The following is a 19801-nucleotide window of genomic DNA, read 5'->3' as shown; positions in this document are numbered from 1 at the left end:
CGGGCCGGCATGGCAAGTGTGATGGCGCGCGTTTAGCATCTGCGGGCAAGGAATCACAAGGACGGCGGCATGACCTGCGCGATAGGGCTGATGAGCGGCACCTCCATGGACGGCATCGACCTGGCCATGTTGCGCACCGACGGCGAAAGCAGCGTCGAACGCGGCCCGGCCTTCTTCGTGCCCTACGAGGCTGAGTTCCGTCGCCGTCTCGAAGCAAGCCTGGAGCCGGCCAAACGGATCGAGCGGCGCGAGGAGCGGCCGGACGGCCTGGCCACGCTGGAGCGCGAGATCTCGCTGCGCCATGCCGAAGCGGTGAAGACCTTCCTCCAGGGGGCGGCAAGGGAGTGGGGACGCCCGGACGTGATCGGCTTCCATGGCCAGACGGTGCTGCACCGTCCGCACCTCGGTCTCACCGTCCAGCTCGGCGACGGTCCGCTTCTTGCGAAGCGCACCGGCCTGCCGGTGGTCTACGACATGCGCGCCAACGACATGGCCCATGGCGGCCAGGGGGCACCGCTGGTGCCGGCCTATCACGCGGCGCTCGCCCGCGGTCTGCCGCAACCCCATGCGCGGCAGTTTCCGGTCGTGTTCGTCAATATAGGCGGCATCTCCAACATCACCTGGGTGCCGGAGCAGGGCGATCCCGTCGCCTTCGACACCGGCCCCGGCAATGCGCTGATCGACCAATGGGTGGCGCGCGAGGCGGGCATTCCCTTCGATGCCGGCGGCGCGATCGCCAGCGAGGGCGGGGTGGTTGCGGAAGTGGTGGCGTGCTATCTGAACAAGCCATTCTTCGGAAGATCCGGCCCCAAGTCACTGGACCGCAACGACTTTACCCTCGCCGACGCCGAAGGCATGGGCCTTTCCGACGGCGCGCGCACGCTGGCCGCCGTGTCGGCTGAAGCCATCCTGGAATCGGCCCAGCACCTGCCGCTGCCGCCGAGGCTTTGGATCGTGTGCGGCGGCGGGCGCAAGAACCCGCACATCGTTGCCGACCTGCGCGAAGGCGCGCAGAAGACCGGCGCCGATGTCGTTCTGGCCGAGGATGTCGGCATGGACGGCGACGCGACCGAGGCGGAAGCCTGGGCCTATCTGGCGGTCCGCTCCCTGGCCGGCCGGCCGCTCACCTTTCCGACGACGACCGGCTGCCGCAAAGCCGTGACCGGCGGCGTATTGGCGAAACCCTGATCCGTCAGGTGCCGCGCCTGTCCTTGGCGTCGCGTTCGTCGCTGTAGCGGCGCACCAGTTCGGCCATTTCCGGCGCCTCGTCCGCAAGCCCCGCCACCACGCCTGCGCGGTCTGCGGCCGGGCGGTTCTGGCTCACCTTCCACTTTCCCTGCAACTCGACGATCTCGATTTCGAGCCCGATGATTCCCTTGATCTGGGCCTCGATGTAGGAGGCCGGGGCATCCGTAACGTGCCATTCCTCTGGCTTGCGGCCATTCTCGTGGCCGCGGGTCAGTTCGTCGATCTGGGCGGCGAGCCAGTCGCGGTCGTCCACCACGCGCGCCCTGCCGCGCGCCTGCACCATGGCATAGTTCCAGGTCGGCACCACCTTGCCGGTCTCGCGCTTGGTCGCGTACCAGGAAGGGGTGATGTATGTGTCCACGCCCTGGAAGATCACCAGAACCGGCGTGTCCGGGTTGGCCGCGATCTCGCGCCACTGGCCGTTGGCGCGCGCCATATGGGCGCGCAGCCGCCCCTTCGGCCCGGCATCCGCATCGAGCAGGAAGGGCAGCGCATTCGCGGTCGGCCCCTGCGGGCCGGCGGAAACGAGCAGCCCCAGCGGATGCGCGCGGATCAGCGCGTGGATGACCTCGAGGCGGTCTTCGACATGGTGGGGTGGCTGGTACATCTTGCAGGTTCCTTTAGAGGGCGAGCATACACCCATTCGGACCTGCCCGCTTGGGCCTGGGGCCGCAGGCGGCCCGGCCAACCGCTCCATTCGCGCGGGGTGCGCTTGCGTCGCATTTCCCGCTGGCGTAATGGTGCGCCGCCTCGAAACATTCGCGGCATCATGAGCATCGGGCCGGCGTGCGCGCGGCGCCCATCGCAATCGGACAGCCGGCGAGCGGACCACGAACCTCATGGCGGATGCGCTGATTTCCATTGTCATTCCCTGCCGCAACGAGGCGGCGAACCTGCCACTGCTGCTGGACGAGATCGCCGTGGCCATGCAGGGACGCGATTTCGAGGTCGTCGTCGTGGACGACGGCTCGACCGACGACTCTGCGGCGGTGCTTGCCGCCCAGGCGGCGTCACGGCCGTTTCCGGTCCGCCATCTGCGGCACGAGAAATCCTGCGGGCAGAGCCTGGCGGTGCGCTCGGGCGCCTGGGCCGCGCGTGGCAGCATCGTCGCCACCATAGACGGCGACGGGCAGAACGACCCGCAATACATTCCCGTATTGGTCGATGCGCTGGTGGAGGCCGGGCCGCAGGCGGGCGCTGCACAGGGCCAACGCCTGAAGCGCCGCGATTCGAAAGCCAAGCAGCTTGCCTCGCGCTTCGCCAACTGGCTGCGCAACGCCATCCTTCACGACAAGACGCGCGACACGGGCTGCGGGCTGAAAGCGGTGCGCACCGACGTGCTGCGCAGGCTGCCCTTCTTCGACGGCACCCACCGCTTCGTGCCGGCGCTGGTGATCCAGGAGGGGCTCGCCGTCGTTCACTGCGACGTGCTCGACCGGCCGCGCCGTCACGGTAAGTCGAATTACGGCATATTCGACCGCGGCCTGCAGGGCGCGCTGGATCTCGCCGGGGTGTGGTGGCTGCGGCGCCGACGCCGGCGCATGCCGAAGGTAGAGGAAATCAGCCATGGGTAGCGTGTTGCAAGGCCTGCTCGACTGGCTTCACCAGGTCTTCATCCTGCAGTTCGACGGCTGGGTGCTGCTCGGTTTCGTCGCGCAGTTCTTTTTCACCATGCGCTTCGTGGTGCAGTGGCTGGCTTCGGAGCGGGCGAAGCGCTCGGTGGTGCCTGTGGCTTTCTGGTTCTTCTCGCTGTTCGGCGGCGGCCTGCTGTTCGTCTATGCCATCCAGCGGCGCGACCCCGTCTTCATCGCCGGGCAGGGGCTGGGACTGGTCATATATATCCGCAATCTGTGGCTCATCGCCAACGAGCGCAAGGCAGCCATGAGCAAGGTCGACTGAGCAGCCGGGGACGGCGGACGGGGAGGCGCGATGAAGACGCGGTATCTGCTGCTTTTCCTGTTCAGCCTGCTGCTTTCGGCGTCGGGGCTGGCAAGCCTGCCGGTGGTGGACCGTGACGAGGCGCGCTTCGTGCAGGCCACCAAGCAGATGGTGGAGACCGGCGACTATGTCGATATCCGCTTTCAGGACCAGGCGCGCTACAAGAAGCCCATAGGCATCTACTGGCTTCAGTCGGCCGCGGTCGGGCTGAGCGGGCAGGGGGCGCAAGCGCCGATCTGGATCTACCGGCTGGTGTCGGCTTTCGGCATCGCGCTTTCGGTCGTGGCTGTCGCCTGGACCGGCGCGCGATTGTTCGGCGCGGCTGCCGGCGTGGCGGCCGGGCTGGTGCTGGCCGCACTGTTCGCCGTAGCCTTCGAGGGCCGCATCGCCAAGACGGATGCGGTGCTTTTGGCCTGCTGCGTGGCAGCCCAGGGAGCGCTGGCCCAGATCTATGTGGCCTCCCACCGCAACGAGCCCGTGGCCGGCTTCCTGCCCTGGCTGTTCTGGGCCGCGCAGGGGTTTGGCATCCTCGTCAAGGGGCCGATCGCGCCGCTGCTGTCGGCGCTGACGGTGGCCACGCTGTTCGCCTTCGAACGCGACGGCCGCTGGCTGAAGAAGCTGAAGGCCGGGCGCGGCGTCCTGCTCGCCGCGATCATCGTTCTGCCCTGGCTGGCGCTGATCACCTGGAAGAGCGGCGGCGCCTTCTGGCAGGAGGCGGTGGGCAAGGACATGCTGGGCAAGGTGGCGCAGGGCGAGGAATCGCACGGCCAGCCGCCGGGCTTCTACGTGCTCACCTATTCGCTGTTCATGTGGCCGTTCGGGCTGGCGGCGATCGGCGCCGCGCTGGTTGCCCTGAACCAGGTGCGCAAGGATGTTCGCCTGCGCTTCTGCCTGGCCTGGTACATTCCTTTCTGGCTGCTGTTCGAACTGATCCCGACCAAGCTGCCGCACTACGTGCTGCCGGCCTATCCGGCGCTGGCGCTGCTGATCGGCTGGCTGCTGGCGGCGCCGCCAGGCATGGCGCAGGAGAAGCTGAAGCGGTGGCAGACCCTGCTGTGGTGGGCGACGGCCTTCGGCCTTGCCGTGGTCACGCTGGGGCTCGCCGCAATCTGCATAGGCGCGCCGCTCTATCTCGACCATGCCTTCAATTTCTGGAGCATCCCGGCCGCGGTGGCCGTGCTCGCCGCCGGCTGGCTCGCTTTCCCGCGGCCTGCGCCGCTGTCCATCAGCCGAATCGGAGCAGCGGCCGCCGCCGCCGGCATCGGCTATGCGTTGCTGTTCGGCACGATCGCTCCCTCGCTCCAGCCGATCTGGCTCAGCCCGCGCATCGAGGCGGAGGTGCGCGCCTACAGACCGTGCGAGACCACCGTGCTGGCGGCATCGGGCTACCATGAGCCAAGCCTGGTATTCCTGGCCGGAACCGATACGGTGCTGACCGACACGCAAGGCGCGGCCGCGCATCTGGCCTCCGATCCCGCCTGCGCGCTTGCGCTGGTGCCGGTGGGCGAGGAGGGTGAATTGACGGCGGCGCTCGCCGCATCCGGCAGGACCGTGGCGCGGCTGGCCGAGATCGACGGCGTCAATTATTCCTCGGGCAAGGCATTGGCGCTGGGGCTCTATCATGTCGCCGGCCAGTGAAGCGGAGCACCCGGTTTCGTCGCCTCCGGCAGGCGTGATCGCGCGCTCGCTCGCCAATCTTGTGGACACGTGGCGCATCGTGCGCGGCCGTTTCGCCCGACGCCCGGGTTTCTATCCGCGCCTGCCATGGGGGACGTGGATCGCCGCCGCGGCCATTCTGGCGGCGTTGAGCGCGATCTTCCTCGATTCGCGGGCCGGGCAATATGCAGGCGGCTTGCCGGAGGCGTTTCGAACCCTCGCGAATGTCTTCACCTTGCTGGGGCTGGGGCAATGGTATCTGCTTCCGGCAGCGGCCTGGCTGCTGGTGGCAAACCAGATCGACTGGCGCCGCTTGTCGCGCCGCCAACTCATGGCAGCCTATGAAAGAACCTGCCTGGCCTTCTTCGTTCTGGCCGCGGTGGGCGTGCCAGGCATTGTCGTCAACGTGGCGAAGATCTTCGTCGGCCGGGCGCGCCCCACGCTTTTTGCCGAACTCGGCGCGTTTTCCTTCCATCCCTTCGAGATGACCTATCGCTATGCCTCCTTCCCGTCGGGCCATGCCACGACGGTGGGATCGGTGGCGGCGGTGCTGGTCCTGCTGTTTCCGCGTGCACGCTATGCTGCGCTGCTCGTCTGCATCTGGATCGCCTCGACCCGCGTGTTCGTCGGCGCGCACTATCCGAGCGACACCGTTGTCGGATTCGGGCTGGGCTACGGCCTTGCGGTGCTGACGGCGCTGGTGTTTGCCCGGCTGGGCTTCCTGTTCCGGCAAATGCCGTCCGGCCTGCCGGTGCTGCGCAGGAGCTTCAGACCGCGCCGGGATTGATTGCGTCGTGCCCGACAGGGTCGGCGCCGCCGGTCGCCATATATTCTGGGAACGACGCCAAACGCCGCCTAGCCTTGGAACTACTCCAGGGCAGTCGATTGGCGTCAGCTTCTTGGAAAGTGGCTCGCCAGGTCTGGCGAAACCTTACAATACGAATGCGTGATCCCGCTACCCACGAACCCGCGCAAGCGCGAAGGAGTGCGCAAACGGGACCGTGATCGCGCAGAGGTTCTACGACTGGCCGGTGGCCGGAAACCATCTCTTAGGGAGCGCGCAATTGCGTTGATTCGTGCGAAATGAACCGCCCCGGGTTTGCCGGAGGCCTTCTGGTTTAAGTTATGCCGCGATGGCCGGTTCTTCCAGCATGGCGTAGTAGCGTTCCTCGGCTTCGGCCGGCGGGATGTTGCCGATGGGTTCCAGCAGCCGGCGATTGTTGAACCAGTTGACCCAGGTCAGCGTGGCGAACTCGACCGCCTCGAAGCTTCGCCATGGTCCCCGGCGATGGATGACCTCGGCCTTGTAGAGGCCGTTGATCGTCTCGGCCAGTGCGTTGTCGTAGCTGTCGCCGACACTGCCCACAGACGGTTCGATGCCGGCTTCGGCGAGACGCTCGGTGTAGCGGATGCTGACATATTGCGATCCGCGGTCCGAATGATGAACCAGACCACCGCGATGAACGGGTCGGCGTTCGTGCAAGGCCTGTTCGAGAGCGTCGAGCACAAAGCTCGCATGGGCGGTCCTGCTCACCCGCCAGCCGACAATACGACGGGCGTAGGCGTCGATGACGAAGGCCACGTAAACGAAGCCCGACCAGGTGCTGACATAGGTGAAATCCGAAAGCCAGAGCATGTTCGGGGCCGGCGCGTGGAAGACCCGGTTCACGCGGTCAAGCGGGCACGGCGCGGCCTTGTCCTGCACCGTGGTGCGGATCGGCTTGCCGCGAATGACGCCGTGAAGGCCGAGGTCGGCCATCAACCGCTCGACCGTGCAGCGCGCGACATCAAAGCCCTCGCGCAGCATCTGCCGCCAGACCTTCCTCGCGCCGTAGACCTCGAAGTTCTCGGCGAAGACGCGCTCGATCTCCGGCTTCAGCGCGAGGTCCCGCTTCGCCCGCGTCGACAGCTTCTCGGGATCGGCGCGCTTGGCGACATGATCGTGGTAGGTCGACGGGGCGACCGGCAGCACCCTGCAGATCGGCTCGACCCCATGCGCCTCGCGGTGATCGTCGATGAACGCGATCATCGTTTGAATGGGCGGTCGAGCTCCGCCTGGGCAAAATAAGCGCTCGCCTTGCGCAGTATCTCGTTGGCCTGCCGAAGCTCCCGGTTCTCCCGCTCAAGAGCCTTCATCTTCTCGGCCATGTCTGTCGGAACGCCGGCTCGCTTGCCAGCATTAATCTCGGCCTTCTTCACCCAATCCAGCAGCGTGTGCGCCGAGCAGCCGATCTTTGCCGCTATCGACTGGCAGGCAGTCCAGCGCGAAGAATGATCAGCCTCGTGATCGAATACCAACCGCACCGCACGCTCGCGCACCTCAGGGGAAAACTTGTTCGTCGTTTTGCTCATCATGGCTCCATCCTATTGGGAAGTTGGAGCCTCCGGCAAACCCGGGGCGGTTCAAAAGGCGAAGTGCGTACTGCGGAACTGGCAGCCATTGGCATTCCAAGGTGCTATCTCTCGCGTATGTGCGAGGAAGGCTTGATTGTGAGGGTGGCGTATGGGCGCTATCGTTTGGCCGTACCGAAAGCGGCTTAATGCATCCCCGCTTTCGATGAGGCTCGAACTTCCACCCATGCGGGATCGCGAGAGGGATAAAAATACGAGTGCCAGATCGTCAAATTGCAGAATCTCCTTCACGTTCACAAGTTGTTTAACGGAGATTTGGTTTTATAGTTCTGCCTGTCTATGGAAGGAGGCTGTCGATCGAGGGAGGGCGGACCAGCAATCATGACCAGCAGTACCGTGGCTCCCGGAGTCGCTTCCCAAACCTTTGCCACTCGCGCGCGAACGATCGACCATCTCGGACGCGAGCAGATTGCCGACTGCCCTACCGCGGTATCCGAGCTCTGGAAGAATTCCTGGGACGCATATGCTCGCAACGTCAGGCTACGAGTCTTTCCCGAAGAAGCTCCGGTTGCGGTGCTGACCGATGACGGTCATGGCATGCGGCAACGAGATTTGTTCGAGCGCTGGCTCGTCATCGGCACCGAGAGCAAAATTTCCGATGCTCGGCCTACGCCGCCCGACGATCGAAACGGGTTGCCGATCCGAGCGCGGCAAGGGCAGAAGGGCATCGGTCGCCTGTCGAGCGCGAAGCTCGGATCAATACTCCTTCTGATAACCAAACATCGCAGTGAGGATTACGTCGCCGCGCTCATTGATTGGCGAATGTTCGAGAACCCGTATGTGAACCTTTCCGACGTCGCTGTGAGGTGGACCCGCTTGGTGAGACAGTTTGGCGGCTTGGCTAAGGTGGATCGGGTTGGTTTTTACGCCGCCAATTTCTCCATCATTTCTGCCGTAGCATAGACCTCGTCGGGTGTCCTGCCGCCGAAGGTCGAGTGTGGGCGTCGCCGGTTATAGTAGTCGATCCAGGAGCCGATGCCGCTGCGAGCTTCGCTTCCGGTCTCGAAGGCGCTGAGGAAGACGCACTCGTATTTGAGGCTGCGCCACAGCCGCTCGATGAAGACGTTGTCCATCCAGCGGCCTCGCCCGTCCATGGAGATGCGGATGCCGGCATCCTTCAACGTCGTGGTGAAGGCGAAGCTGGTGAACTGCGATCCCTGGTCGGTATTGAAGATGTCGGGCCTGCCGTGGCGGGCGATCGCCTCTTCCAGAGCAGCGACGCAGAAGTCGGCTTCCATCGTGTTCGACAGCCGCCAGGCCAGCACCTTGCGGCTGAACCAGTCCATGATGGCGACAAGGTAGAGGAAGCCGCGCCGCATCGGAATGTAAGTCACATCCGCACACCAGACGTGATTGGGCCGCTCGATCGCCAGATGCCGCAGCAGGTAGGGATAGATGCGGTGCTGGGGATGCGGCTCGCTGGTCTTCGGAGCCTGGTAGATCGGCGACAGCCCGATCTTGCGCATCAGCCGTCGAACCCGCTTGCGGCCGACACACCAGCCTTGACGCCGCAGATGCCGCGCCATCTGCCTGGAGCCATACCAGGGCATTTCCATGAAGGCCTCGTCGATGATGCGCATCAGTTCCAGGTTCTCGAGCGTCTCGCCGGCAGGCTGTCGATAGAACGACGCCCGCGAGATCGAGACCAGTTCGCACTGGCGGCGGATCGAGAGCCGGTTGTGATCGGGATCAATCATCATTCTCCTCCGATCCAGGCTCAGCGATCGAAGGCCTTGGCCAAAAAATCCCGCTCCACGACGAGCTGGCCGATCTTGGCGTGCAGCTTCGTCACCTCGGCTTCCCGGCCGACCTGCGCATCCGAAGCCCTGTCGTCGAACGCCTTGGCCAGGTTCTCAATGGCCTGCCGTTTCCACTGGGTGATCTGGTTGGGATGAAGCTGGTGCTTCGTCGCCAGCTCCGAAATCGTCCGCTCGCCGCGGATCGCCTCAAGCGCGACCTTGGCCTTGAACTCGGCCGTAAACCGTCTGCGTGTCTTCATGCTGGATCGTCCTTCTCATCGGAAGATCCACCTTAGGCCCCTGTCTCGGAAACCGGCACCACCTCAGACAGCTTGCATCAACCCTTCGAAGGGCCGCTTCGTGCATCCCGTTGAACACCACGGCATCACCGCGCGTCAAGCCGCGCGTTTGCAGACTTTCCCGGACGATTTCGTATTCGACGGTGGGCTGATGGCCGCTGGCGTGCAGATCGGAAATGCAGTTCCGGTGCTGCTTTCGCAGGTTTTGTGTGAGCATTTGCGTGCAATGCTGGAAAGGCCGTGATCGTACTCTAAGGGTTTATGAGGCGTTGCAGCTACCATATCGCTTAACGGATTGACTAATTTCGAATCAGTCTTTTGCCGCAGCGACCTGGTGCAGGGCGCTAACTATGTCGCTCATAAAGTCACGAGATGCTTTCAACTCGCATGTCCATATAGTTAGGACCTGCCAGCCGCGCGCTTCCAGTGCTTTTTTGTTGCGTGCGTCGCGCGCTTGATTACCGCGAATTTTGGTTTCCCAGAACTCTGTTCTCGTCACCGGGAGCCGGCCCCGAGGGCAGTCATGCCCATGCCAGAAGCAGCCATGTACGAATATTGCGGATCGATAGCGCGGCAAAACAATGTCCGGCGTTCCCGGTAAGTCGCGGCGATGAAGTCGAAATCTGTATCCTGCCGCATGTAGTGCCTTGCGAACGGTAAGCTCGGGTGCAGTGTTTTTTCCGCCGATGCGAGACATTAGGCGTGATCGGGATTCTGAAGTAAGCTTGTCGGGCATCTAGCCAAATCCTTTCAAAGCCGACGTTATTGGCAGAAGCGCTTCCTTATACAGCATCTCTGGAAAGTATGATGTGCTGTTTACCGCGAATGGTGCGTGATCGCCTCCGACGCATCGATAATACCGGAAGACGGCTCGAACCTCCGATTTTAGATAGCAGATCAACCTTTCCCTTCCAGCTCCGCATATGCTCAAGCCGGATCAGTTTGCTATGGGCTCCGCCCTCGCGCACCACAAGAAAACTCCCCGGCCTTTCGCGGCATAAACGGCTCGCCCCCGCAAGCGGGTCCCCTCCATTTATTCCACGGTGCCAAAGACTTTCCTTGCGCCTTGCTACCCCGGTCTCGCCGACGGGCAAGGGTTCAGGAGCGGCGCTTCGCTGCTCTGAACCTCCAAACCCGAAAGGAAAAAGCCATGACCGGAACCGCCAACACATCCCGCAACGTGATCTTCAACGCCGATTGCATCCAGGCGATGCGCTCTTTCGACAGGGGATCGGTTGACTTCATCCTGACCGACCCGCCCTACATCGTAAACTATCGCGGCCGCGACGGCAGGAAGGTGGCGAACGACGACAACGCCCGTTGCCCGGAGGGTCACCTCAAACTCCCCCACCTTTGGTCGGGTCAAACTCCTCCACCTGCAGCAGGACGCAGAAGGTTTATTTCGATGTTGCTTGGCGAGCAAGAGCCTCGGCGGCTTCCTTGAGGCGATAGCTTCGGCCTTCGAACTCGAGCAGGTGGCAGCGATGCATGAGGCGGTCGAGGATGGTGGTGCTCATCGTGTTGTCGCGGAGGTAGGTTCCCCAGTCCTGCACGACGCGATTTGACGTGACCACGACGCTTCGGTGTAGCTTGTAGCGCTGGTGGATCAAGGTCTGCAGTAATGCGCCGGCCTCGTCGGGGATGGAGCGTGCGAGGAACAGGTCGTCGAGCACGAGCAGGTCGGCATCGATGACGCTGCGCAGCCGCGCTTCCCGTTGCGGGGCTGGCGAGAGGAGATGGCGGTTGAAGAAGTCGTCGGCCTCCAGATACTGGACCTTGTGGCCCTGTATGACGGCCTGGTAGGCGATGGCCTTGGCGACATGGGATTTCCCGGTGCCGGGTTTCCCGATCAGCAGGGCGTTCTCGCCGGCGGCGATGAACGTCAGCGTCAGCAACTGGAAGCAGGCTTGGCGCGGCAGCTTCGGGTTGAAGGACCAGTCGAACTCAGCGAGCGTCAGCTTCTCTTCGAGTCCGGACTGCTGATAGCGGCGTTCGATAAGCCGGGACTGTCGGCGATCGATTTCATCCTGCAGGATCAGGGAGAAGGTCTCGAGGAAGGGCTGGTTGGTGCCCTGAGCCTGCAACACCCGCGTCTGCAGGGTGTCGCGGATTCCAGGGAGGCGCAACTGTCGTAGGGCGCGCTCGATTTCAGGCATGGTCATCGTCATAGGCTGGTGTCTCCGTTGGATTGAAGGGTGTTTTGCGCGGCCGCTACGACGCGCGGGGCTGGCGTTCGCATCGGCGGAGCTGGTCAGGGGTGCGCAGCCGATGCGAGCGCGGTTGGGTCGAGCCCGGCGTTTGTGTCGTCGTTGGCCGCGCGCTGGGCGCCGAGGCTGAAGAGATCGCCGTATTCCGCCGCGTGGCGGATCAGGGGATGCTCCTGCGTCAGCGACGAAGTCGGTTCAGGTGCCTGTTCGACCCGCGCCGCTGCTTGCGCGAACAGCCGCTCGACGAGCGTGCGCACCAGCTTGTAGCGATAGATGCGGTCCCGAACGGCGAGCTCGCAGGCCTGCTCGATGAAGCGAGCGGGATACTTTCGGTTCAGCCCGACAATACCCCACATCGCGCGCTGCCTGACCCGGCCCTCGGCTTCGAACAGATGCTGGCACAGCGCCTTGGTTTTCGGGCCGATCTCGCCGGCTTTCGCGAGCAGGAAGTGCGTTTCACGGGTGGGGTTAAAGGGACGCTCGTCATAGGGCAGGTTCACCGATCCTCGATGCGTGGCCCGCTCATGGATGCGCAGCAGCGCCTGTGTCGCACGATCCCTGATCTCGATCGTCGAGGTGTAGACACGCACCAGAACCTTGCTGCCGATCGGGGCCGGCCGCGCCGCGTAAAAGCTGTCGTCAACGCGTATCGTGGTGTCGTCGTAGACGGTCCGGATTTCCTCCTTGAAGTAGCGGAAGCGCTCGGCCGGCAGCGGTCGCAGATGCGGCTTCTCCTCCTGGAACATGGCCTCGACCTGCCGCTGCGTGCTGCCATGGATGCGCTTCGACGCCCACTTCTCCTCCCAGTGCATCAGGAAGTCGTTCTGGGCCTCGATCGTCTCGAAGCGCCGGCCGCCAAGCGCAGTTCCCTGGGTATGTTGAATCGCATTTTCGACGGACCCCTTGCGATTCGGATCCCGCACCCGCGCCGGGTCGGCGACGACGCCGTAATGCTCCAGCATCGCGGCGTAAAGGCGGTTGAGCTCGGGCTCGTACAGGTCGGGCTTGACGACGCCTTCCTTCAGATTGTCGAGCACCACGTAATTCGGGCAGCCACCAAAATAGCGGAAGGCTTCATCGTGAAGCTGTGCCCAGACCTGCTGGCTCGATTGCCAGACCACGCGCCGGAAGCTGCGCCGTGAGTATCTCAGCGTCATCACGAACAGCCGCGGCCGGCGATAGCGCCCAGTCTTCGGGTTCAGCGTCAGCGCACCCTCGCCGTAATCGACCTGGGCTTCCTCGCCGGGCAAAAATTCCAGACGGTCAAACTGATGCGGCGCCTCTCGCCGCAAGCTCTGCAAAAACCGCTTCACGCTCGAATAGCTGGCGCCAAAACCAAGCCGATCCACCAGGTCCTGGTAGATCGCCTGCCCGTTCCGTTTCAGGCGAACCTGCTGCTCGATCCACGCCCGGTGCGGCTCGCAAGCCGAGGTCGTGCCTTTGCTCGGCGCCAAGGTCGGCCCTTCCCGAGCCGGCGGTCGGGGTGGGGGTATTTGCCCCTTCTCATGCCCAGAGCCGGCGGTCGCCCCGGGGGAATTTGCCTCCGCCGTCGGCTCCCTTCGCAGGCTCTGGTAGCGGCGGATCGTTTTGCGGTCGACGCCCGTCAGACGCTCGATCTCGCGCTGGCTCTTTTGACGGTCAAGCAGTGTCAGGACTGTGGTTTTCAGGTGCGGTTTCAAGACGTTCACTCCAAGTTCCCTCTGCAAAAGGGAACGAAATATCCGTCCTGCTTCGACAGCCCAGGAGGTCGAAACCCTCCTCAGTCGACCGTCAGGTCAGGCGGGGGAGTTTGACCCGACCCAAAGTGGGGGAATTTGCCCGACCCGCGGGGGTTGGCTTCACCCCGCTTTCAACCAGATGCACCGCGTTTTGAAGGATGGCGGTTTCGCGGTTTCGTTCTACGGCTGGAACAAGGTCGATTTGTTCATGGACGCATGGAAGGCGGCAGGCTTCCGCGTCGTCGGCCATATCGTGTTCCGCAAGCGTTATGCGTCATCGTCGAAGTTCCTGCGCTACCAGCACGAACAGGCTTACTTGCTGGCGAAGGGCAATGTTTCCCTGCCCGAAAATCCCATCCCGGACGTGATCGACTTCCCCTATGCGGGCAACAAGCTGCATCCGACGCAAAAGCCCGTCGAAGCACTGGCGCCGTTGATCGAGGCTTTCACGAAGCCCGGCGATCTTGTGCTGGACCCGTTCAGCGGCAGCGGTTCGACACTGGCGGCAGCACAGCAGCTTGGCCGCGACTGGATCGGCATAGAGTTGGACAGCCGACACCACCAGACGGCCAGTAAGCGGCTCGCATGGATGCAGCAGCAGGACGGAAGGGCGGCAGCATAGGCCGCCCCTTTCCCCGACATATGCGCCCGTCCAAGCGGCGGGCGCTTCATCCCCACAATCACATGAAAGGGCATGACATGCGCTGGATCGTTACGACAGACCATCACGGCGGTTGCATCGGATTGGGAGAGGACGTTAACGGCGCTCCGCACGCGGCACCCCTGAACAGGGCGACGCCCTGCCGATGGAGTTTCGGCTTCACCTCGCAAGCGGCGAAGTGCTGTTCGAGGGCCGGTGCGGCGACATTGACGCCGACTGGTGGCATGGCTTCGAGCCGTTGAACTACCTATGGAACCCATTCCGATGCCGTCGCCTGTCCTATCGGCGTGCAGGAACGGATGAGCTGTGGCGCTGGCTGCGGCCGTAAACCGATCGCCCCATCTTGAACGCCGCCGCCGATCCCCATCGGATCGGCGGCCGTCGCGCGTCCTAAAGGCCGCGCGAAAATCGCGCTCGCCGGACACGTCCGGCTCGCGAAAGATGCAGACGCCCGCACGGGCGACTTCTATGCGGAGTAGATGATGTCAGCTCTCGTCTTTGCCATCAGGACGAACGAGGTCGACATGGCTCACGCCGAGCGCCTGCGCCAGCTCGTAGAGCGTGATGATCGTCGGGTTGCGGCGGCCTCTTTCGAGGCTGCTCAAATACTGCTGGCTGAATCCGGAAATCGACTCGATCTGTTCTTGCGTCAGACCTTTTTCCCGACGCAGGCGTGCAAAATTCCGGCCAACAAGCTCACGCATGTCCATGCGTTTACGAGTGGCCAGTTACGCACTATAAGTTTATCAACTATAGTGCGTAAAATCGGCTTTGAACGGCGTTGCCAACAGTTCTTGCAGCCCGCGGCGGCCATGCGTCCGCTCCCGCCATCGTGGCGGGAAAAGGCGGCAAGCGCAAACCCCTGCGAATGATCGAAGCGCAGCGCATCATGGGAGCATGAACATGCCGCCCGAATCCTCCAGCCGACCCGGCGTGGCCGAAGAAGCCCCATCCTCAGAGACGTTGCAGAATTACGATCTGCTCCACCTCGTCACCTATCTGCGCCTGCTCGATGCGGATGCGGAGGGAGCGGATTGGCGGGAAGTGGTCCGAATAGTGCTTGGTATCGACGCCGGAACCGATCCGGGCCGCGCCTGGCGCTCCTACGAAACGCATCTCCAGCGTGCCCGCTGGCTGGCGGAGCACGGCCATGCCGGGCTGCTGGAAACCGCAAGACGGCATTGAGCCGCCGCGATCCATTCCACCGGGGTTGCAGGCGGCCGGCATCGACAATCGCTGGGCGATAATCGAGCCTGCTCCTTTCGCAAGACAATTCGGAGACAGGCCATGAAACGCCCCGACTGGCGGTCCGCAGCCGCCTACGACCCTTTGCGTGCCCTTTCACCAGCCGATCTGGCTTGGGAGTTCCTGCGGCGCAACCGCGAGTATCGTCAGGACTACCGGCGCTTCATGCGCTCGCTGTCGCAGGAGGAAGCCAAAGCGCTCGGCGACAAATGGGGGGTGCGATTTCCCCGCTGATCCCGAGCAGGACGCCGCGAGCACCCGCATTCTCTGGCGGCCGGACTGGCACGCCGCGAGCATCGTTCTGGACCGCGCGTCGGCAATCTTCCCGTCCGCACTGCGCTTCGACCCCGCCGTCATGCCGTGGAGCGAGCAGTCGGCAACCGACGATGGCTATTATGTTCGTGCCGGCAGCGTTGCCGGCATCGCCTCCCTGCATATCCTTATGCTGCCCGGCGATCGACCCGGCGCAGCGCATGTCGTCGTCATTCCGCTGGACGACCATTTCCTGCTTCGGCTGCAGGCCGCCGGCTGGTTCTGGACGCTGTTCTTCGGCGATGGGGATACAGTTTCCGACCTCCACCCGCTCGCCGACCATCTGCGCCAGCGCCTGATCGCGATCCTGCGCGCGCTCGATGCGAAAGCAGATGGCGCGTCCCACAGGATCATCGGCCATATCGTGCTGGGCGCTCCTCTTCTCCGCGCGATCGAATGGAAGGACCACAGCGCCCGGAGCCAGCTCCAGCGCCTGTTCATCGAAGGCAACGCCCTTGTCGACTGGGGCTACCGGCATTTCCTCCTCCCTGCCATCGGCCGATCCTGACCGTCGTTCGCCTAGCGTTCAGGGGATCGCGCCGGCCCGACAATTCCGATCCCTCCCTGCGCGGATGGACTTCGCCACCGTTGCCCCGAACCCGCTGCCCTTCGCGGCGGCACGCAAACGGCACACGGAGGCACCATCCCATGCGACAGCCGAACACCCTTCCGCCACGCTATCTCACCACGCCCGAGGCCGGCCGCTTCCTTGGCCTGTCGGGCCGCACCCTCGAAAAGCACCGGACCTTCGGCACAGGCCCTCGCTACAGGAAGATCGTCGGCCGCGTCATCTATTCGATCGACGATCTTCAGGCGTGGGCGGATGGAACGGCACGTCATTCGACGGCCGATCCGGACAGCGAGCCTCTCCTGTCCACGAAGCCTTTCCCCGCCGATGATTCCCTCGACGTGCAGCCGGGGGACCGCTGACCGTGCGGGCGTCTCTGTCCCGACGAAGGCCGACGAACGGCAGCGCGCAGCTCGAACTGTTCCACGCCCGGCCCGGCGACATGGCTCCGCGCGATGCGCAGGACCTCATGTCGTGGCCGTTCTTCTCGCTCGCCAAGACCCGCCGAACCAAACCGATCGACTTCCGGATGGGCTCCACCGCGATCCGTGTCGAGGCGACCGCCGAGCACGGCATGGCGACGATCTGGGACGCCGACATCCTGATCTGGGCCGCGTCGCAGATCATCGATGCGCGCGATCACGGCCTGCGCACGTCGCGCCACATGGCGGCGACGCCGCATGAAATCCTAACCTTCGTGGGCCGCGGCACGTCCGCGCGCGAATATCATCTCTTGAAATCGGCGCTCGATCGTCTCCAGTTGACGACGATCGCCACGACGATCCGTCAGACCAGCGAACGGCGGATGCACCGCTTCTCCTGGATCAACGAATGGAAGGAGCGGGCCGACGAGAAGGAACGGCCGCTCGGCATCGAGCTTGTTCTTCCCGACTGGTTCTATGCCGGCGTCATGGTCGACGCCTTTGTGCTGACGATCGACCGGGCCTATTTCGACCTGACGGGCGGCCTCGAACGCTGGCTCTACCGGCTCGTGCGCAAGCATGGCGGCCGCCAGCATCATGGCTGGTCGTTCCATCTGCGCCATCTGCACGCAAAGTCCGGCTGCCTCTCCGCCTACAAGCGCTTCGCATTCGACCTCCGCGAGATCGTCGGCCGCCAGCCGTTGCCCGGCTACCGGCTGACGATCGGACAGGATCGCGCGGGCGAGCCTCTGCTGTCCTTCAGGCCCTGCCACGCGCCCCAGCTTTCGCGACTTGCGGAACGCCTCGCGCGGAAAGGCGCGGCGGGGGAAAAGCTGTGAATCCGTTCGTCATTTCGGGAACCCACGAGGACGGGATTTCGGGAACCCTCCGCACGTCATTTCGGGAACCCGCTGGCCATGCAGCCGTCTGCGGCGGCTGCATAATCCGTTCTGCTAACATTCCTAACCTGAAATCCTATGGATTTCTTCTAACGCCTGCCGCTGAAAAGCGAATTTGTGGACGACTGACCGATCCGCGACGGCGAGCCTGCGCGGACCCCGCGATGCCTTCCGCATGGAGCGTGCGGCCATGAGGACGGGCGATTACGTTCCGGCCTTTACCTCCAGCTCGACCGTCGTCGAGCTGACATGGCGCGAGAAGCGGATCGAGCACTGGCTTCGCTTCGGCAGGATAGTTGGCGAGCAGCGGATCGACCGTCATCGCCGCATCGCCGTCTTTGCGCCGGGAAATGTTTTCGCCTTCGTCCGCTGGGCCGGCAACGAACACGGCACCACCATCTCGCGCGTAGACATCGTGCGCACGGTCGATCGAGGCGAGCCGTATCAGACGCTGCCCTTCGTGCGGCCGGGCGGGGAAATCCTCCTGCGCATCACCGGCTGGCCGAAGGTCGAGACCGTGCTGAAGGCCGTGGACGCGATCGAGGCGAGCGGCATCGGCCCCGCCGACGTCGCGCCGGACCACTGGCGGCACATCCACAACCGCCTGTCCGTCAACGAGCCGTTCCGCGCCTATGGCCGGGAGCAGCATCGCGCCTGGCTGCGCCGCCGCGAGGTGACGCCATGATGGGCCTCATCACAGGGCGCCGCTTCACCGTCCTCGACCTGTTCAGCGCCGCGGCGGGCGGCTGGTCGCTCGGCCTGCACCGCGCCGGCTTCGTCACCGTCGCCGCCTGCGAGATCGTCGAATGGCGGCGCTTCCTCTATTTGGAGAATTTTCCGCATGTCCGGCTGTATTCCGACGTCCGCACCCTCACGTCAGCTCGACTTGTTTCCGATCTCGGATACCTGCCAGACATCATCGTCGGGTCGCCACCCTGCCAGGACATCTCCAGCGCCAACACGAAGGGCCAAGGGATCGACGGCGAGCGGTCGGGCCTCTACCTCGAAGCTGTCCGCCTGGTCGGAGATTGCCGCCCTCGCTGGTTCGCTTTTGAGAACAGCAGTAACCTCCGAACTCGCGGCGCTGACCGGCTGCTCGGCGAGCTGGAAGCGCTCGGCTACGCCTGCGAACCGTGCGTGGTGGGTGCTGACAATGTCGGCGCCAACCATGTCCGCAAGCGATCATGGCTCATCGGCTTCGATCCGATCCAGCTTGCCGACGCCGCGGAAATCGGACGCGGATCGCGGCGGCCGGGGCGATGTGCTCAGCCAGCTTCAGGGCCACGCCAGCCACCATGCCGGCATGATGCCGACCCCGGTGAAGCCGAACGGCGGTCGCAGGTTGAGCGCGCAGGAGATCGAGACGGGCAAGCGGTCGAACGGCGCGAAGGCGCAGATCGACACGCCGAACCTGCTGCTCCACGCGGCGGAAATCCTTCCCACCCCGACGAAGCGCGACAGCCGCATGGACGGCTGGAGCCCGGCCTACGACCGCAGGAAATCCCCGACGATGGACGCGGTGATGGACGGCGCGATGACGGATCGCGCGCCGGACAAATGGGCGGGAGCGCGGGCGCTGGCGGCGATGCTGAAGAGCCGTGGGCTGACTGGAACGGCGGCCTTGCCCGTCACCTACGGCTGGATGATGGGCTTTCCGCCTGGGTGGCTGGCACGCGCATTGCGCTCGGCAGTCGCAAGGGGACGCCTGCTGCCAGCCTGATCGTCGAGGCGTTCGGCGACGCGGTCGTGCCGCAGATACCCGAAGTCATCGGCCGCGCCATCCTGCGCACCGAGGCGGCGCTGGAGATGGTGCTGGCGGCGTTCCCGCCCGGCATCATCCGCCACGGGCATGACGAGCCGGATGAAGAGCCGGAAAGCCGCGCATCCGGAGACGGGGACGCGCCATGACCGCGCGCCGCGTGACGCTCATCACCATGTTCGCCGGGGCGGCGCTGATCGTGGCGCCGGCATGGAGCCGGCCCGATCTCCGCTTCATCTGGAACGCATCGGCCAGCGTGCCGGTCGGCCTCTACCGCATCGTCCCGGTCGAGCGCATCGAGGTGACGGACCTTGCCGTCGTCATGCCGCCGGACGAGCTGGCGGCCTTCCTCGACGAGCGCGGCTACCTGCCTCGCGGCCTGCCGCTCATCAAGCGCGTGCTGGCGCTCGGCGGAACCGAGGTCTGCCGGCACGGCGCGCAGATCATCGCCTACGGCGCGAGCTACGGGCAGGCGCGCGAGCGCGACACACGCGGCCGCCCGCTGCCCGTCTGGCAGGACTGCCGCACGCTCGGCGACGGCGACGCCTTCTTCATGAACTGGGACAGCCCCGACAGCTTCGACAGCCGCTATTTCGGGCCGCTCCCTCTCTCATCCGTCGTCGGCCGGGCGATCCCCGTCTGGACCACCGACGATCCCGATCCGGCCGCGGAAGCCTTCCGCGAGCCGGTCTCCGACGAGCCGTGACGGCTCGCATCC

24 protein-coding genes, 1 pseudogene and 1 other annotated feature are annotated in these 19801 nt (G+C 64.5%); of the genes and pseudogenes, 18 read left to right on the top strand and 7 right to left on the bottom strand.

Translation table 11 applies throughout. The features are described 5' to 3' along the window. The first annotated feature begins 69 nt into the window (after window positions 1-69). Complete coding sequence (locus ACTDI4_RS13640) at window positions 70-1188, top strand: anhydro-N-acetylmuramic acid kinase (RefSeq protein WP_442841655.1); 1119 nt, start codon at window positions 70-72, stop codon at window positions 1186-1188. 4 nt (window positions 1189-1192) lie between these two features. Here the strand turns inward: ACTDI4_RS13640 and ACTDI4_RS13635 are convergent, their stop codons facing one another. Further along, window positions 1193-1855, bottom strand: a complete 663-nt coding sequence (locus ACTDI4_RS13635) for an FMN-binding negative transcriptional regulator (protein ID WP_442841654.1) — start codon at window positions 1853-1855, stop codon at window positions 1193-1195. Between the two features lie 232 nt (window positions 1856-2087). Between ACTDI4_RS13635 and ACTDI4_RS13630 the strand changes: the two genes are divergently transcribed. Genes ACTDI4_RS13630 through ACTDI4_RS13615 form a run of 4 tightly spaced genes read left to right on the top strand, consistent with a single transcriptional unit; the run spans window position 2088 to window position 5629 of the window. Next, window positions 2088-2822 carry a glycosyltransferase family 2 protein gene (locus ACTDI4_RS13630; protein ID WP_442841653.1) on the top strand — a complete coding sequence of 245 codons (735 nt, stop codon included), beginning with the start codon at window positions 2088-2090 and terminating at the stop codon, window positions 2820-2822. After that, window positions 2815-3147, top strand: a complete 333-nt coding sequence (locus tag ACTDI4_RS13625; RefSeq protein WP_442841652.1) for a lipid-A-disaccharide synthase N-terminal domain-containing protein — start codon at window positions 2815-2817, stop codon at window positions 3145-3147. The genes ACTDI4_RS13630 and ACTDI4_RS13625 overlap by 8 nt, the downstream gene beginning before the upstream one ends. 30 nt (window positions 3148-3177) lie before the next feature. After that, window positions 3178-4824 (top strand): ArnT family glycosyltransferase, encoded by a 1647-nt coding sequence (locus ACTDI4_RS13620; RefSeq protein ID WP_442841651.1) that lies wholly within the window; start codon window positions 3178-3180, stop codon window positions 4822-4824. Next, complete coding sequence (locus ACTDI4_RS13615; protein WP_442841650.1) at window positions 4808-5629, top strand: phosphatase PAP2 family protein; 822 nt, start codon at window positions 4808-4810, stop codon at window positions 5627-5629. Before ACTDI4_RS13620 ends, ACTDI4_RS13615 begins: the two co-directional genes overlap by 17 nt. A 336-nt stretch (window positions 5630-5965) precedes the next feature. On the opposite strand, the gene ACTDI4_RS13610 is transcribed toward ACTDI4_RS13615, so the two are convergent. Next, window positions 5966-7194, bottom strand: a protein-coding gene (locus ACTDI4_RS13610; protein ID WP_442843261.1) for an IS3 family transposase whose coding sequence is annotated in 2 segments (ribosomal slippage) — window positions 5966-6906 and window positions 6906-7194 — 1230 coding nt in all. Because the reading frame shifts where the segments join, the coding sequence is not laid out codon by codon here. Next, window positions 6797-6913 (bottom strand) — a sequence feature (AL1L pseudoknot). It overlaps the preceding gene by 117 nt. Between ACTDI4_RS13610 and ACTDI4_RS13605 the strand changes: the two genes are divergently transcribed. Together ACTDI4_RS13605 and ACTDI4_RS13600 are read left to right on the top strand one after the other, a co-directional pair. Further along, window positions 7114-7383, top strand: coding sequence for a type IV toxin-antitoxin system AbiEi family antitoxin domain-containing protein (locus ACTDI4_RS13605; protein ID WP_442841649.1), 270 nt, complete (start codon window positions 7114-7116; stop codon window positions 7381-7383). The two genes, ACTDI4_RS13610 and ACTDI4_RS13605, sit on opposite strands and share 81 nt — an antisense overlap. Window positions 7384-7575: 192 nt before the next feature. Further along, on the top strand, window positions 7576-8157 hold the full coding sequence (locus ACTDI4_RS13600; RefSeq protein ID WP_442841648.1) for an ATP-binding protein: 582 nt from the start codon (window positions 7576-7578) through the stop codon (window positions 8155-8157). On the opposite strand, the gene ACTDI4_RS13595 is transcribed toward ACTDI4_RS13600, so the two are convergent. Further along, a protein-coding gene (locus ACTDI4_RS13595; RefSeq protein WP_442841647.1) for an IS3 family transposase occupies window positions 8118-9253 on the bottom strand; the annotation gives its coding sequence in 2 pieces (ribosomal slippage) (window positions 8118-9001 and window positions 9001-9253; 1137 coding nt in all). The two genes, ACTDI4_RS13600 and ACTDI4_RS13595, sit on opposite strands and share 40 nt — an antisense overlap. On the opposite strand from ACTDI4_RS13595, the gene ACTDI4_RS13590 reads away from it, so the two are divergent. Continuing rightward, window positions 9252-9536 (top strand): DNA cytosine methyltransferase, encoded by a 285-nt coding sequence (locus tag ACTDI4_RS13590; RefSeq protein ID WP_442841646.1) that lies wholly within the window; start codon window positions 9252-9254, stop codon window positions 9534-9536. The genes ACTDI4_RS13595 and ACTDI4_RS13590 overlap by 2 nt on opposite strands. A 66-nt stretch (window positions 9537-9602) precedes the next feature. Here the strand turns inward: ACTDI4_RS13590 and ACTDI4_RS13585 are convergent, their stop codons facing one another. Then, window positions 9603-10028, bottom strand: coding sequence for a very short patch repair endonuclease (locus tag ACTDI4_RS13585; protein WP_442841645.1), 426 nt, complete (start codon window positions 10026-10028; stop codon window positions 9603-9605). Window positions 10029-10442: 414 nt separating this feature from the next. Here ACTDI4_RS13585 and ACTDI4_RS13580 point away from each other — a divergent pair, with 414 nt between their 5' ends. After that, window positions 10443-10736, top strand: coding sequence for a hypothetical protein (locus ACTDI4_RS13580; RefSeq protein ID WP_442841644.1), 294 nt, complete (start codon window positions 10443-10445; stop codon window positions 10734-10736). Here ACTDI4_RS13580 and istB read toward each other — a convergent pair. Next, window positions 10690-11460, bottom strand: a complete 771-nt coding sequence (istB, locus tag ACTDI4_RS13575) for an IS21-like element helper ATPase IstB (protein WP_442843349.1) — start codon at window positions 11458-11460, stop codon at window positions 10690-10692. The genes ACTDI4_RS13580 and istB overlap by 47 nt on opposite strands. A 75-nt stretch (window positions 11461-11535) precedes the next feature. Next, window positions 11536-13220 (bottom strand): annotated as a pseudogene (gene istA, locus ACTDI4_RS13570) (IS21 family transposase); the annotation flags it as partial. On the opposite strand from istA, the gene ACTDI4_RS13565 reads away from it, so the two are divergent. Next, the gene (locus tag ACTDI4_RS13565; protein WP_442841643.1) at window positions 13156-13839 is read left to right on the top strand and encodes a DNA methyltransferase; all 684 of its coding nucleotides are present in this window, start codon (window positions 13156-13158) and stop codon (window positions 13837-13839) included. The pseudogene istA and the gene ACTDI4_RS13565 sit on opposite strands and share 65 nt — an antisense overlap. A 524-nt stretch (window positions 13840-14363) precedes the next feature. On the opposite strand, the gene ACTDI4_RS13560 is transcribed toward ACTDI4_RS13565, so the two are convergent. Beyond that, window positions 14364-14588, bottom strand: a complete 225-nt coding sequence (locus ACTDI4_RS13560) for a helix-turn-helix domain-containing protein (RefSeq protein ID WP_442841642.1) — start codon at window positions 14586-14588, stop codon at window positions 14364-14366. Between the two features lie 187 nt (window positions 14589-14775). Here ACTDI4_RS13560 and ACTDI4_RS13555 point away from each other — a divergent pair, with 187 nt between their 5' ends. From ACTDI4_RS13555 to ACTDI4_RS13520, 8 genes are all read left to right on the top strand, one after another. After that, window positions 14776-15063, top strand: a complete 288-nt coding sequence (locus ACTDI4_RS13555; RefSeq protein WP_442841641.1) for a DUF2285 domain-containing protein — start codon at window positions 14776-14778, stop codon at window positions 15061-15063. A gap of 102 nt (window positions 15064-15165) precedes the next feature. Further along, complete coding sequence (locus ACTDI4_RS13550; RefSeq protein WP_442841640.1) at window positions 15166-15357, top strand: transcriptional regulator domain-containing protein; 192 nt, start codon at window positions 15166-15168, stop codon at window positions 15355-15357. A 121-nt stretch (window positions 15358-15478) separates the two neighbouring features. Beyond that, on the top strand, window positions 15479-15943 hold the full coding sequence (locus ACTDI4_RS13545; RefSeq protein ID WP_442841639.1) for a DUF2285 domain-containing protein: 465 nt from the start codon (window positions 15479-15481) through the stop codon (window positions 15941-15943). 140 nt (window positions 15944-16083) lie between these two features. Beyond that, window positions 16084-16365, top strand: a complete 282-nt coding sequence (locus tag ACTDI4_RS13540) for a helix-turn-helix transcriptional regulator (protein WP_442841638.1) — start codon at window positions 16084-16086, stop codon at window positions 16363-16365. Window positions 16366-16445: 80 nt separating this feature from the next. Next, a complete protein-coding gene (locus ACTDI4_RS13535) occupies window positions 16446-17264 on the top strand; it encodes a replication initiator protein A (RefSeq protein ID WP_442843348.1) in 819 nt (272 codons plus the stop codon). Window positions 17265-17514: 250 nt separating this feature from the next. Beyond that, a complete protein-coding gene (locus tag ACTDI4_RS13530) occupies window positions 17515-18009 on the top strand; it encodes a DUF2840 domain-containing protein (protein WP_442841637.1) in 495 nt (164 codons plus the stop codon). Beyond that, the gene (locus ACTDI4_RS13525; protein ID WP_442841636.1) at window positions 18006-19232 is read left to right on the top strand and encodes a DNA cytosine methyltransferase; all 1227 of its coding nucleotides are present in this window, start codon (window positions 18006-18008) and stop codon (window positions 19230-19232) included. The genes ACTDI4_RS13530 and ACTDI4_RS13525 overlap by 4 nt, the downstream gene beginning before the upstream one ends. Beyond that, window positions 19229-19789, top strand: a complete 561-nt coding sequence (locus ACTDI4_RS13520) for a S26 family signal peptidase (protein ID WP_442841635.1) — start codon at window positions 19229-19231, stop codon at window positions 19787-19789. Before ACTDI4_RS13525 ends, ACTDI4_RS13520 begins: the two co-directional genes overlap by 4 nt. Window positions 19790-19801 lie beyond the last annotated feature (12 nt).

It is taken from the genome of Mesorhizobium sp. PUT5 (genome assembly GCF_052216645.1).
Lineage (GTDB): Bacteria > Pseudomonadota > Alphaproteobacteria > Rhizobiales > Rhizobiaceae > Mesorhizobium.
The sequence above is the reverse complement of the archived record's forward strand: the minus strand, read 5'-3'. Positions and strand labels throughout refer to the sequence as shown.

What these genes read in the sequence shown, in the direction of transcription:
- ACTDI4_RS13640 (WP_442841655.1), top strand. Translation starts at nt 70, where the DNA reads ATGACCTGCGCGATAGGGCTGATGAGCGGCACCTCCATGGACGGCATC.
- ACTDI4_RS13635 (WP_442841654.1), bottom strand. Translation starts at nt 1,855, where the DNA reads ATGTACCAGCCACCCCACCATGTCGAAGACCGCCTCGAGGTCATCCAC.
- ACTDI4_RS13630 (WP_442841653.1), top strand. Translation starts at nt 2,088, where the DNA reads ATGGCGGATGCGCTGATTTCCATTGTCATTCCCTGCCGCAACGAGGCG.
- ACTDI4_RS13625 (WP_442841652.1), top strand. Translation starts at nt 2,815, where the DNA reads ATGGGTAGCGTGTTGCAAGGCCTGCTCGACTGGCTTCACCAGGTCTTC.
- ACTDI4_RS13620 (WP_442841651.1), top strand. Translation starts at nt 3,178, where the DNA reads ATGAAGACGCGGTATCTGCTGCTTTTCCTGTTCAGCCTGCTGCTTTCG.
- ACTDI4_RS13615 (WP_442841650.1), top strand. Translation starts at nt 4,808, where the DNA reads ATGTCGCCGGCCAGTGAAGCGGAGCACCCGGTTTCGTCGCCTCCGGCA.
- ACTDI4_RS13605 (WP_442841649.1), top strand. Translation starts at nt 7,114, where the DNA reads ATGATCAGCCTCGTGATCGAATACCAACCGCACCGCACGCTCGCGCAC.
- ACTDI4_RS13600 (WP_442841648.1), top strand. Translation starts at nt 7,576, where the DNA reads ATGACCAGCAGTACCGTGGCTCCCGGAGTCGCTTCCCAAACCTTTGCC.
- ACTDI4_RS13590 (WP_442841646.1), top strand. Translation starts at nt 9,252, where the DNA reads ATGCTGGATCGTCCTTCTCATCGGAAGATCCACCTTAGGCCCCTGTCT.
- ACTDI4_RS13585 (WP_442841645.1), bottom strand. Translation starts at nt 10,028, where the DNA reads ATGCCCGACAAGCTTACTTCAGAATCCCGATCACGCCTAATGTCTCGC.
- ACTDI4_RS13580 (WP_442841644.1), top strand. Translation starts at nt 10,443, where the DNA reads ATGACCGGAACCGCCAACACATCCCGCAACGTGATCTTCAACGCCGAT.
- istB (WP_442843349.1), bottom strand. Translation starts at nt 11,460, where the DNA reads ATGACGATGACCATGCCTGAAATCGAGCGCGCCCTACGACAGTTGCGC.
- ACTDI4_RS13560 (WP_442841642.1), bottom strand. Translation starts at nt 14,588, where the DNA reads ATGGACATGCGTGAGCTTGTTGGCCGGAATTTTGCACGCCTGCGTCGG.
- ACTDI4_RS13555 (WP_442841641.1), top strand. Translation starts at nt 14,776, where the DNA reads ATGAACATGCCGCCCGAATCCTCCAGCCGACCCGGCGTGGCCGAAGAA.
- ACTDI4_RS13550 (WP_442841640.1), top strand. Translation starts at nt 15,166, where the DNA reads ATGAAACGCCCCGACTGGCGGTCCGCAGCCGCCTACGACCCTTTGCGT.
- ACTDI4_RS13545 (WP_442841639.1), top strand. Translation starts at nt 15,479, where the DNA reads ATGCCGTGGAGCGAGCAGTCGGCAACCGACGATGGCTATTATGTTCGT.
- ACTDI4_RS13540 (WP_442841638.1), top strand. Translation starts at nt 16,084, where the DNA reads ATGCGACAGCCGAACACCCTTCCGCCACGCTATCTCACCACGCCCGAG.
- ACTDI4_RS13535 (WP_442843348.1), top strand. Translation starts at nt 16,446, where the DNA reads ATGGCTCCGCGCGATGCGCAGGACCTCATGTCGTGGCCGTTCTTCTCG.
- ACTDI4_RS13530 (WP_442841637.1), top strand. Translation starts at nt 17,515, where the DNA reads ATGAGGACGGGCGATTACGTTCCGGCCTTTACCTCCAGCTCGACCGTC.
- ACTDI4_RS13525 (WP_442841636.1), top strand. Translation starts at nt 18,006, where the DNA reads ATGATGGGCCTCATCACAGGGCGCCGCTTCACCGTCCTCGACCTGTTC.
- ACTDI4_RS13520 (WP_442841635.1), top strand. Translation starts at nt 19,229, where the DNA reads ATGACCGCGCGCCGCGTGACGCTCATCACCATGTTCGCCGGGGCGGCG.